Here is a 13,545-nt window from a genome sequence, read left to right on the forward strand (position 1 = left end):
AGTAAGCGTCCGCTGAACCCCACTTTTTCTAACTCATTAATACCGCGATAGTGTCCACTTAAATTTAAGTGGACACCTATTTATGGATTTAAAGACAGTTATAGACAGTGCACCAACGCTAAAAAAGCCCCGTCGAACCTTCACAGCTGAATTTAAACATCAACTTATTCAGCAATGCCAGCAGCCAGATACATCAGTGGCCAAGGTAGCAATGCAACATCAGATCAATGCCAATCTGCTACATAAATGGATTCGTCAGTCCAGATCAATGCCCCCTGCATTAAAAACCCCATCCATTCCACAGACTGACTTTCTTCCGGTCATTCTTCACCCGACTCCAGTCAAACAAGAAGCACCTCTACCACCTGTGCCAGAGAAGAAAGCTGTCGCTCATATCAGGATTCCATTACATGAGGCACCAAGTTCCGCAAGGGATCAGATGATCGAGATCGACTGGCCGGTGGAGTCAGTAACTGAATTACTGTTGCTGATCCAGGGTTTGACTCAATGATTCGTATTGATGAGATCTGGTTGTCTACCCAGCCGATGGACATGCGTGCAGGGATGGATACAGCCATGGCTCAGGTGCTGAGAGCCTTTGGCTACATCAAACCGCATTGCGCTTACCTGTTCTGTAATAAGCGTGGCCATCGTATGAAAGTGCTGGTGCATGATGGACTGGGTATCTGGCTGTGTGCCCGGCGGCTGGAACAGGGGAAATTCCACTGGGCTAAAGTTCACCAGGGTGAAAGTATGGCGATCAGCCCGGAGCAGTTACAGGCACTGATCCAGGGTTTGCCCTGGCAAAGAATCGGACTGCAGCAAGTGGTAACAATGCTCTAAACCAGGCTCATCCATTCTGCTATTCTCCAAACGTTCTATTTCCTCTGCATCATGACCTCAGGCATACTGCGGTCATGAATACGCTGCCTGATTTAAGCCAACTGACCCATGAACAACTGCTGGAATTTACCAGACAGTTGGCGATGCAGCATCAGTCTCTGGCACAATCTAAACAACAACTGGAACAATCAAATCAGCAATTAGATGCCAGAGTTCAACATCTTGAAGTCACCAATCAGCAATTAGATTCTAAAGTTCAACATCTTTCTATTCTCAATCAAAAATACGAGCATGAGCTTGCACTATTTAAACAGCATAAATTCGGCAGTAAAAACGAACATCTAACCGCAAAACAAATCCATCTCTGGGATGAAGCGGTTGAAGAAGATATTGCAGCGGTTGATCTGGAACTGGAACGACTGAATGCAGATAAAACCAATGCAGCTGCACAGAAAGCCCCAGTCAACAAACCTAAACGTCGGCTGTTGCCAGATCATCTACACACCCTCCGTATTGAGCATGAACCTGAATCAACACAATGCAGTTGTGGCTGTACCTTGCGTCGTATCGGTGAAGATGTCAGTGAAAAACTGAATTTCAGACCGGCACAGTTCTATAAGGAACAGCATGTGCGTGGTAAATGGGTCTGTGATCAGTGTGACACTCTGACTCAGCAAGCGATGCCAGCCTATGTGATTGATAAAGGCATTGCTTCACCTGAATTGCTTAGCCATGTGCTGGTGTCAAAGTATGCCGATCATTTGCCTTTGTACCGTCAACGTCAAATCTTTCTACGCGCAGGTGTTGATCTGTCTAGATCAACGTTATCTGACTGGATTGGCCGCTGTGGGGTGGAACTGGAACCTCTGGCCAATGCCTTAAAACAGGTGGTACTGCAACAGCAGGTGATCCATGCAGATGAAACACCGGTGACGGTCATGCAGATGGGTGAAAATGAGAAAAAGCCCAAAAAAGGTTATGTCTGGGCCTATGCCAGCACACAGTACAATCCAGTTCAGGCAGTGATCTATGACTTTCAAGATAGCCGTTCTGGCCAGCATGCTGAAGACTTCCTGAAAGGCTGGCAGGGTCATTTGGTCTGTGATGATTACAGTGGTTATAAAGCACGCTTTAGATCAGGTCAGGTCATTGAGGTGGGCTGCATGGCACATGCACGTCGTAAATTCCATGAACTACATGTGACCAAGAAAAGTCAGGTCGCTGAACAGGCATTAGTGCTGATTCAGAAATTATATGCGATAGAAGCAGAATTAAGAAAAAAGACGGATGGTACAGCGGAAGACCGCTGCGAATACCGACAACAGCATAGTCAACCGGTCATGCAACAACTATATGAATGGCTCAACCAACATCAGCTGACGGTGCCATCGAGTTCTCCAACCGCCCGGGCGATCAATTACAGCCTAAAACGTTGGACTGCTTTAAGCCGCTATCTGGATGATGGCAATCTACCCATTGACAATAATTGGATAGAGAACCAAATGCGTCCCTGGGCCTTGGGGCGTAAGAACTGGCTATTTGCAGGTTCGCTGCGCAGTGGTCAACGAGCTGCCAATATCATGACTTTAATCCAGTCAGCAAAGCTGAATGGCTTGGATCCGTATGCCTATTTAAGTGATGTGCTGAAAAGGTTGCCAACACATAAAGTGCCCCAAATAGAAGAATTACTACCTCACCGCTGGAAACCTGAACCCCGTTAAAACTTGGCGATGGCGTTCAGCGGATGCTTACTTAAAACATCAGACTGCCTATCAAAGAGATTATTTATTAGCCGAATAATCTCAAAACCTGATTGACTACCAAGACGGTATCTCAGGTCGCTGACTTCACATATATTAAAACTCATTCAGATTGGGTCTAAACCACATTTATTATTGATGTTTTTTCATGTGCAATTGTTGGCTGGAAAGTATCAACACGTAAGAATACAGATATGGTGCTTGATGCGCTGAGTTATGTATCGTCTTTTGAGCTTGAAGCAATGTACGATTATAAGATTAACCCGTTAGGTCAGGTGGCCTAACTTAAATAAAAAAGTCTCCGACAAACCCGGTACGGTTCAGGCATATAAAGGCTAAGAAGTGAACATAAACTCGTCTTTATTAATACATCCCGTTTATTCATGATATTGTTTCACGACTATAATAATGATGAGGAAAATCAAAACTCAAGCATTGTACTGGAATTTTGTTTTGCCATTAAATGATTTAGCGAAATTATTCACATCTAGCATAAAAATTGCCCCACGGATGGGGCAACTTTTATTCATCAACACGATAAGTTAGCCAATCGTAATTTGATGATTATTTAACAGCTCTGCAAGCGTTACATTCGAAGTTTGATGTTCTAAGACCAAAAGATCCTGATAATTTGAACCATTTGCTTCACCATCACGATCTACTTTCACGGTTGCAGATTCAGTTGCTGCATCATAGTCAACCTTAATGAATTTTTCGACTTGTGAAAGATGAGATGATGTCAAATCACTATCACTAAGCAAATCATTAAAGAATTCTGATGAGAATTGAATCGTTTCGGCATTGCTATCTGTTGCGGTAGAACCAAAACCGAAATCTGTCCAATGATCAATACCATGCCCCGCTTTGGCATCACTCGCATCTAGCACATTATAAATCAATGTATCGTGACCCTGACCCGTCGTAATGGTATCGTTACCCGCTTTGGCCACAATCACATCATCCGAACTGGTTTCAGCTACGCTGAAGCTTCTCGCTGATAATGGATTTACTCCAGATTGGGTATGAACATTTTCACTCACCAGCAAAGTGACAGCCGTACCCGATACGGTACTGGTGTATGTCACATAACCATTATTGGTTGCACTTTGTGTCCAGCCTGAACCAAGTCCAACAGTATCCTCAGCAGTACCATTGATCTTCAAGGTATGTGCCGCATCAGTCATGGTCAATACATGTGATGCTGTCAGGCTAGTGATATTATTTGCTCCATTTACAGACAAATCCAGCACTTCAACATTCTTCAGATTTGCTGCCAAAGTAGCACCTGATACAGTTTCACCAGAACGGAGCTGAATCGTATCTGTACCTGCTCCAGCATTAATACTACTTGCTGTATATAGCAAGGTATCATTACCTGTTGTAGCCCGTTGGGCCGTCATATTTACAGTAATGTTCGTAGAAACATGAGCAGATGCACTATTTCCAGCACCACTTTCAACTGTCCATGCTTCTACCCCGATTTGTGTACCTGTAGTCGCTGAATCCTGATCAGTTAAAGCTGCTTTCGCCTGTTTAAAGCCTAACTTATCTATATTGCTTTGGGTTAAACCTGTAATGGTATAAGTCGTACTTGATCCAGTTCCACTTACTGTAATTTGACTAGATGAAATCTGTACACCATCGATATAAAAAGAGGCATATTGACCCAGACCTGTGAGTTTAATGGTCATAGTTTCAGTACTGCTGTCATTTGCAACTTCTGAAACTTTTGGATCATGCATCGATGCATTCAGGTTAAGTGGAATAATCTCATTTTCTTTACCGAAAGTTTGAGTCGGTTTGATATCAACGCCATTGGCTACGGCATTAACCACCAAATCTCCAATGTCTTTGGTTTCAGTTAAAGGAGATAAGCTACTTTCACCAGAAGTTACAACCAACTGTAAGTTTTCAACAGTACCACTCCAGTGTATCGGCGGTAATATCGCAACATAAACTGGTAGTCCACCACTTTCTGAGAGTACCCAAGTGTTGGTTGTGCCATCACCACCTGCATTACTTGCAAGCGTTGCGGATGCCGCATCATTTCCGACATAAACCAAGAAGCCATTTGGAACATCAGATAGCAAAATTGCACCATAAGACTCTGAACCATCTGAATCGTTCAAACTCACGCTTAGTCCACCTGCACCAGTCAGCTCAATTGCATTGGCTTTAGTTGCCAGTTCTGACTCATTACCAATAAAGTTTTGTGAAACAACATTTACACCATTATTGATCAGTTGAACTTCCACAGAACCCGTGACACTGACTGCTTTAACATCTGCACCGTCTTCTTGTACGTTTGCATAAGCAGTAAATGATACATTACCTGGTACAGTTTTCTCACCATTTGGCATGGTATACGTTAAGTCTACTGTTCCGCCATTTTCACCAATGTCAATGACGTAGAAATCACCATCAGTTGTACCATCACCATCAATATCTACACTTTGTAAAACAAGTGGTGTTGTACTACCCGTGATGTATAGCTGACCACCTTCCATGGCATCGGTTGTATCAGCAGCATTGACCTGCACATACATTTTACCATCGACAACCTTACCAAAACTTCCATCGGCAGGGTCGAGTGTAATAGAACTTGTGATTGCTGTCGCACCCTCACCCACCATACTATCTCCAGACATGGTGAATATCGGATTATCCGTCACAGGAGCGATTGGAATCGTCATGTCTTGAATCGTTGCCTCTTCGGTAGCGCCACCCAAGACCGAAGTCGTAAGTGTCGCATCGAAATGGAACTGTCCAGATTGACCATTATCATTCCAGTCTGCTGGTGGCGTGATCACAATACTGTCTAACAGATTTTGCAAAGCAGCTTCGGCTTCGGCATCAGTGGCATTCGGATCTACCGTAACACTTGCTGTCCATACTGGGGTATCAGGGTTACCATCATTATTTGTATCGATCATGGTTTGTACCATACCATTGACGATTGTACCTGCTGGTAAATCTTTCAAGGTGACAGTAAACAAGTTGCTTGCCGAATTATCCTGAATGGTAATGGCTTGATCTACCACATCGCTTAATTTAAATGGTGTATCTTCCGTAGCAGATGCATCATTATATTGCCATTGGTCAATAAGCGGTGCTTTACTGCCTGGAGCCTCAGCAAAATCTGTATTTAGATACCATGTCACTGAATCAGATTTGATGTCTGTTATAGCAGTCAAATCAGACCCTAGATCTTGTGTCTGTACAGTTATCTTAATCGGATGGTCTGTTAAGCCATCCGCGTCGGAACCAATCTTGAAAGTGACTGGTACATCAATACCACCCTGTGCGTTGATTGAAGGTGCATTATTTGCCTGATAGACCAGTACCCATGTACCAGCACCTATCTGTTGAACATTTGCACCTTGTACAGTTACACCCTCTGGCACATTTTCGATCAAGATACGAACCACGTGTTCACTGCCATCATGGTCAATCGAAGCGACGTTCAGACTAACGGTCACAGTATCCGTTGCAGTGAGCGTTGCGGTGTCTGGAGTAGCATCATCATTTTCATGTTGATCTGATGATGAAGTGGTATTGCTTATTCCAGAAATACCAGTAACAGATAACTCAACAGCATCGGTAACTGCACTCGCCGTTAATTTTAATTCTCCATCTTTAACCACCGTGTCCGCTGGTGCGGTTTGCACCGAACCATAATGATTATCGGTCACTTCATATTTGTAAGTGAAGAAGCCCTGATCACCATCAAGCTGATCACCACCTTTAGCTGCAAGGGTTTGAGCTTGTTCAGCAGTCAGTTTATAGTAAGTCTTCCCATCAATCATTTCAGTTGGTAAGCCTGCATTACTTAAAAGAACAGCCGATGTGCCAGTACCCAGATATAAAGTATAGTTTGCTCCTGCCGCCTGATCCTGTGCAATCCAAACATGTCCCAAAGTTTCGTCATTGTCACCATTTACATGAACAATGCCAAAATTCAGGGTCGTAATTTCATCTTCAACCAGTGTCGCACTGGTCGTTGCTTCTGCTTCGGCAGAAGGTGTCACTATGAAATTAACATCAGTTAATGCACCAGTTTTGGAATCACCATCATTTTCAGTAGAAACGCCTGCAACTTTGAAATTCACATTGCCACTGTAATTCTCTGGTACTGTGATAAATACATTATTTAAATCTGTTGGTTTAATCACCCAGACACGTTCTTCACCTGTGCCAGTGACCAAAACAGTGGCTGGTCCACCCAGATTGAAATCTTTGGCTAAGCCAGTGATACGAAGGGTAAAGCTTTCTGAGCCATCTGTATTATCAATCGATGAAACATTTTCAATCAAATTAGAGAGTGACACTTTATGCTGGGCAGTACCATCCAGATTAGCTTCAGTGGTTGTATAAGACTGTACACCAGACTGATTACTGTCATAATCTTTTAAGGTAACTGTCGGTGTATCTGCTACACCATAAACTGTAACAGGTATAGACAACACGCTTGATCCAGAAGATGTCTGGTTACCATCTGTCGTCGTCGCAGTAACACTTAAGGTAAAGTTTTCATTGCTGTTAAAAGGTGGAGTAATCGTCAGTGGCGTAGATGTACTAAAGTTAGAGATCGTGACTGAACCGTTAGTAATCGTTCGTTCTACACCGCCATAGATAATTTTTGCACCATCAGGAATATCTGAAATGGTGATATTAAAGGTTTCTGATGGATCAGAACTTCTTGGCGTAATCGACAGTGGGATTGGCGTATCTTCCAAACCAATCGCACGACCATTTAATGACAAGGTATTAATACCATCAGCAACAGGTGCGATGATAATATCTTCTAACCAAGCCTCACCTGATACTGCTGTCGCTGGTGTGCCAGTCCCTTCATTGTCATCATCATAGTCTACTGTATAAGCTTCAACTTTGATTTTGAAAGTACCCGATACATTTTCAGGAGCCAAGAACTGTAATGTTGACAATGCACTAACAGGTACATCAATTGGTGTGCCTGTATAAGTCGCAGTATGTTCACCATCGGAATCAGTCCATTTGAATTGTGATCCGATGACTGTCGCATAGCTATCCCCTGAAACTAACTCAGGAGTTAAATGTGCATAAGTCAGTTCATCTGCGTCCTGATTCGTCCAGCCATTGGCAAGGTTAAATCCACTCTCAGTACCCAGTGTATACCATGTGTCTTCTGCACCTGCTGTCGTGTAAGTGTGACCACCTGTCATGGTCAGGTCAGCTGTACTATCTTTGTCAGAATCACCTGAACCAGAAAGATTACCCACGATTTCAGCAACAGGATTTACAGTGACTTTTACTGGCAATGCTACAGTCTTGGTATCTGTATCAGAACCATTGGTATCTGTTGATGTAACACTCACTTGAATGGTTGCATCTTGACTACTGTGTGCTGGCGGCAAAATTGTGAAACCATCCAAGATAGCCTCACGCTGTGCTTCACTCAAATTGTTGTCAAAAGTGATGGTATATGGGGAGCTGCTCGAACCATCTCCACGAGTATTCCATCCTCCGTTATTGGTTGGAGCAATCACGAACCAACTTGTCGGAATTTCAAATGCGACTTCTGTAATAACTTCTGTACCTGTATCTGTACCTGTATCCGTCACTCTTACATTTTGCAGGAAAGCAACTGCTGTGTCTTCATTGGTAGAAACATCACCTGCTGCGACATCACCTGCTACTGGCGTAACATGTAGATTTAAATAAACACTGTCAGTAATTTTAGTTACAGTAGTCGGCCCATTACCTACACCATCACTATCTTGGTCCTGCGCATGTAGCGTGATCTGGATATTGTTAATGTCACCACTAAAGTCTTTTGGTGGTGTCACTGTAATCGATGGTAAGCTTGGTGAAACGCCATTGTAATTATTTGGAATGTCTATTCGATAGCCATTCGACGATTCTGTTGCAGTAATGGTGTGAGGCTGTCCACTTACAGTTAAGGTTGTACCTTCTGGTAACCCCATAATGGTCATCCAGCGTTGCTCACTACCATCGGTGTCGGCAATCGAATTACCATCGTCACCAGTCGCCAATGTCACTTGCAACAAATTAGTCAAATTAAGTGCAGTATCTTCCTCAATCTCTTTAATCACAGGTGTCGTACTGTCTGTATCAACAAAACTAGTGCCATCTGAAATTTTCAGATCAATACCGTCCGTAACCGCCTGAACATTGACCACGACTGTTGCAGTACTGGTTGCACCGTTAACACCAGAAACTTTAGCACCGCTATCCTCAACTTCATAACTGGTTACACTTACCGTTACGGTAAAATTGGCATGACTTTCCGCAGGTGGTAAAACCTTTAATGCTTCAAACTCAGCAGACGTCATCTCCAAAGCACCTGTTGGCTTGGTTTCATCAGTCGGATGATTAACATCGGTTAACCAAATGGAGATATTGCCGCCATTCGATGTGAATAATGTAGTATCAGTACCAGATAAGAGCGCTGCGCCAGCAGGAATACCGCTTAAGGTAATCACGCCTAGACGTTCTGGGCTATCACCCGTTGTTGTATTGCCATTTTGATCAGTATTATCGGTTACAACTGGTGCTTTTAAGCCTAAACTTACCGCTGTATCTTCTGGGGTTTCAACCTCATCATCCACAACAGTTAAGGTAGGAGCATCTGCGACTGGATTTACATTTACAGTCACATTGGTTGTTGTGGTTTGCCCACTGTCATCAGTAACTAATACTTTAAATGTATCGGGACTGGTCGAAGAGCTTCCATCATAGTTACTATAGTTATCGGCAGGTTTATAAGTAATTCGACCAGCCTCATCTACAGTCACAGTGCCATGTGCAACACTGAAACTTTTGCTTCCATTACCGTTATCTGTTCCAGCAATGGTATTACCATTCGCATCCTGAATGGTAATATTCTCAAGTCGTGAATCAGCTGAGGTGGTGAACGGACCATAACTATGATCCTCATCCATCGTGATCACAATCTCAGTTTTTGGTGCATCATCAATCACTTGAACAACGAAACTACCAGATGCCGTATCGCCATCACCATCTTTGGCAATAAAGTCAAAATTCAGATTCAATGGTGTAGTAGGACTTGGATGGTTTAATGAACCCAATAGTTCAAAGGTATATTTGCCTGCAGTCGTATCCAAAGTGACTTTGAACACATCACTGCCGCCACGCTTGGCTGTCAGTACGTTACCTGCCGTATTAATACTAAAGCTTATACCGCTATTACCTGTACTATCTAGCACTGCCTTTAAAGCAGTTTGATTTGCAGCAAAGCTTAAACCACCGCCATTACCTGAACCGTCCTGACCATAACTCACACTCAAATTGCCTTCTGCGGTGAGTAACGATGTGTTTGGTTCACTTCCTGTCGCTAGACCTTTTTCATCTACAGAAGTTACTGCTGGCTCAGAACCAATTGATGGCCCATCATCCTTAAAGATAAAACGATCACCTACCGCAACAGGATCACTGGTGACCGCATCACCATCACCATCTGTAGCAGTTGCAGTTAGGGTAATTAAACCTGCATTGCTGATAGAAAGACTTTCATCATAAGAAGAACCGCCCACTGGATGTTTAAGTGCTTCTGATTGAGTTAAGGTAACAGCACCCGTGGTCGGATCAATGGAGATACGAAATACCACATCGCCTGATGCACTACCCGCACGTCCTTCAATCTGATTACCTACTTTATACAGCAAGACATTTTGGCCGCTGGTGGTATCTAATCCGCTATCCACACCATTGGAACTAATGTTAAGTGCATAAATCAACGCATTACTTGTAGCTTGACCATCTGCACCATACACAGGGGTGAATACATCTTTGACAAAATTAGCATCTGTAGCTGAAACAGAACCTGAGACAAAATTAGTTTCATCAACAGTTACACGACCAACATTTGCATCGTTCTCACTGATTTTAGGTTTATCGTCAACAATCGTAATTGTCACTGTATTGGTAACCGTATTGCCATATTGGTCTACAGCAGTGTAAGTGAAGCTATTGGTTTCATTGCCTGCTAAATCTTTGGTTGCTGAAGTTAAAGTAAAGCTATAAGTACCATTTGAATTGACGGTATACGTTCCATTTGCTGTAGTGCCAGTTGTTGCGATTGCCGTCCAGCCAGTCTGTAAGTTGAGATGACCCGTAGCAATATTGCTATTACTGGTTGCATCTGTTCCCGCAGGCTGACTACCATTGGCATCAATCCCATCCTCACGTACGCTACCCACTGTAGTTAATGGATTGGCTGTAACATCCTGCACATTAATGGTAAGGGTAGATGTTTTTAAGTCACCATCAGCATCACGCACTGTATAAGTAAATACATCCTGTGCATTGGCTGTTATTTTGTTTGGATCCGCTTTATAGCTATAACTACCATTGGCATTTAATGTAAGCGTACCATAATCACCTGTGATGCTTGTTCCTACTCCAGTACTCGAAGTTGTACCTGTATTGCCTTTAGCAACACCGACTACACCGCCACCAATAGCCCAACCATCTGCGCCTGACTGGTCGTTAGAAAGTACACCACTGGCTGCATCTTTGGTCAAAAGCGCGCCTTCTGTAACACTTCCTGTATCCGCTACGGTGATTGGTGCATCATCAACAATATTGATGACCAAATTCCCTGCTGTTGCACTATCTCCATCAGCATCCTTGATTTCAACAGCGAAAGTAGCTGTTGTATTATCGCCACTCGTTTTTGCAGGCAAGGTATAACTATAATAAATCGTACCCGTTCCAGTTGCTGCATTGTATTCATAACGCGCAGTTAGACCATCTGAAAAGCTCTGATTCGTGGTAGTTAAAGTATGCCCACCCAGCTTGATTGCATCACTGACTGCCAGACCGTCTGGAGAGGTAAAGCTAATTGTGCCACTGGTGGTTTCTTTATTAGTTGAAGCTTCTGTACCACCATTTAAACCAGATTCATAGACTGTCGTTGTTGCACCACCAGCCATTGGTATTGTGCTGGTCGGGGTTGCATCAGCAATAGTGATTGTCAATTGTGCTGTTGCTTTGTCGTTATCGCCATCCGTTAAAGTATAAGTAAATACGTCACTTACACCACCAGCTGAACCTGCATTACGTGCATAACTATAGCTACCATCGGAATGAATCGTTAATGTGCCATATTGACCACTAACTTGATAGTTTCCAACTGGATTAATCGTGACATCTGCCCCACCAGCAGTATCTGATTTTACTGTAGTTACTCGTGCGCCATCTGCACCTTTCGTGTCGTTGCTGACCACATTACCAGTAACTACTGCCAAACTACCTACAGGAATGCTATTGCTATCATTCACAGCAGTTGGAACATCATCAATCACTTGTACAACCAGACTACCTGTTGTGGTTACCCCTCCTGCATCTGTGACACTCAGTGGAATGCCACTCAGAAGTAAACCATCATTTCCAACAGCGCTATGTGTCTGGGCGTTGTTCAAAGTATAGGTATAACTCAAACTACCTGAAGTTGGGATACCACCTACACTGCTATTTGCCGTAAAACCATTTAGAACGATGGTTCCACCAGCGACGTTGATCGCTGCCGATGGGTTGCTGCTACTCAGTGATTGTAATTGTGAAAGGCTAAAGGTCTGTCCGCCTATGTTAATACTGCTTAAGCCATCTCCTGCATTGATCTGAATCGTTCCACTGGCAGATTCGCTCGCTGCACTTGCATTGCTACCTGTACTTAGACCACTTTCATACACTGTAATCTGACCACCAACATTGTTTCCGTTCTCATCGTTCGGTGTAATGCTTGGTACGCCATCAGTATGTCCGTTAATGGTGATGGTTAATGTTGTGGTACTCCAGTCCCCATCTGCATCTTTAATGGTGTAGCTAAATGTTTCTGTGAGCTTGCCTCCATCTTTTAATGCATTCACGGTTGCATTATTTGGGTCAACGGTATAGCTGTAACTACCATCGCTATTGAGTATCAGTGTGCCGTAGTCACCTGCAAGTCCTGTTCCACCAACATTACCTGTTTGTTCTGTTGTTGAGCTTCCTTTGCTGACTCCTGTCACTTGTGTTGCATCTGCACCTAAACTGTCAGCAACATCTGTGCTGTTGCTACTGCCACCTGTGATCACGTTTCCTTCAAGTGCTGCACCGTCTTCTGTCACTGTGCCTGTGTCAGCTTTGGCTTCTGGGGCGGTATCTGTGATGAGAATGACCAGATTCGTCGCTGCTGAGCTTTCATTGGCATTGTCTGTCACTATAATTGGGAAAGTATCGCTTACGCTAGTATCACCACCGCTGTGGTTTTTGCTGGTGCCACTTTGTTGGTAGCTATAACTGACTTTGCCTGTTACTGGATCATAGTCGGTAAGGGTCAGTGTTCCTTGTGTACCTATGATTGTTTTTGGTGTGGTCGGGGATAGACCCAAGAGTTCGCTGGTCAGAATGGTCGTGCCACCAATCGTGATAGATTTCAGTCCATCTGCTGCGTTGACGGTAAACTCGCCTTGTACTGGGGTCGTTGCATTTTCGGCAATGCTGTTCGCACCAAGCGCTGATCCATTATGATCAGTGATAACCACGTTAGGTGCGCCATCGGTATGTCCGTTAATGGTGATGGTAATGGTCGCTGTCGATTTATCTCCATCTCCATCGGTAATGGTGTAGCTAAATACGTCTTGGAGGCTTTGGTTATCTTTAAGGGCATTTACATCCGTATTGTTATTATTTAATTGGTAGGTGTAACTACCGTCAGCACGGAGAATTAATGTTCCGTATTCTCCATTCACTGCTGTATTCAATGCGCCATTTGCTACGTGTTCACCTGACGCAACTGTTCCAGCCTGTACTCCACTGACGTTAGCTTTGTCTGCGCCTTGGGTATCAGCTGTATCTCCACTAGATACGCCTCCTGTCAGTACGTTGCCACTGACTGGATTAGGGACGCTGTCTTCTGTAATGCTATTCGTGTCAG

The 13,545-nt window shown here is 43.7% G+C and carries 4 protein-coding genes and 1 pseudogene; 4 read left to right on the forward strand and 1 reads right to left on the reverse strand.

Features of this window, described 5'->3' with window-relative positions:
* The first annotated feature begins 82 nt into the window (after positions 1–82).
* From tnpA to ACTJIX_RS14385, 4 genes and pseudogenes are all read left to right on the forward strand, one after another.
* Positions 83–511 (forward strand): IS66-like element accessory protein TnpA, encoded by a 429-nt coding sequence (gene tnpA, locus ACTJIX_RS14370; RefSeq protein ID WP_000364662.1) that lies wholly within the window; start codon positions 83–85, stop codon positions 509–511.
* Complete coding sequence (tnpB, locus tag ACTJIX_RS14375; RefSeq protein ID WP_000618090.1) at positions 508–843, forward strand: IS66 family insertion sequence element accessory protein TnpB; 336 nt, start codon at positions 508–510, stop codon at positions 841–843. The genes tnpA and tnpB overlap by 4 nt, the downstream gene beginning before the upstream one ends.
* 74 nt (positions 844–917) lie before the next feature.
* Entirely contained in the window at positions 918–2,564 is a 1,647-nt protein-coding gene (locus ACTJIX_RS14380; RefSeq protein ID WP_001094416.1) for an IS66-like element ISAba17 family transposase, read from the forward strand.
* A gap of 116 nt (positions 2,565–2,680) precedes the next feature.
* A pseudogene (locus tag ACTJIX_RS14385) lies at positions 2,681–2,815 on the forward strand (IS3 family transposase); the annotation flags it as partial.
* Between the two features lie 330 nt (positions 2,816–3,145).
* Here ACTJIX_RS14385 and ACTJIX_RS14390 read toward each other — a convergent pair.
* The gene (locus ACTJIX_RS14390; RefSeq protein ID WP_440611555.1) at positions 3,146–13,372 is read right to left on the reverse strand and encodes a VCBS domain-containing protein; all 10,227 of its coding nucleotides are present in this window, start codon (positions 13,370–13,372) and stop codon (positions 3,146–3,148) included.
* Between the last annotated feature and the right edge of the window lie 173 nt (positions 13,373–13,545).

The sequence above is a fragment of the Acinetobacter sp. 22323 genome (assembly GCF_052044895.1).
GTDB lineage: Bacteria > Pseudomonadota > Gammaproteobacteria > Pseudomonadales > Moraxellaceae > Acinetobacter > Acinetobacter schindleri.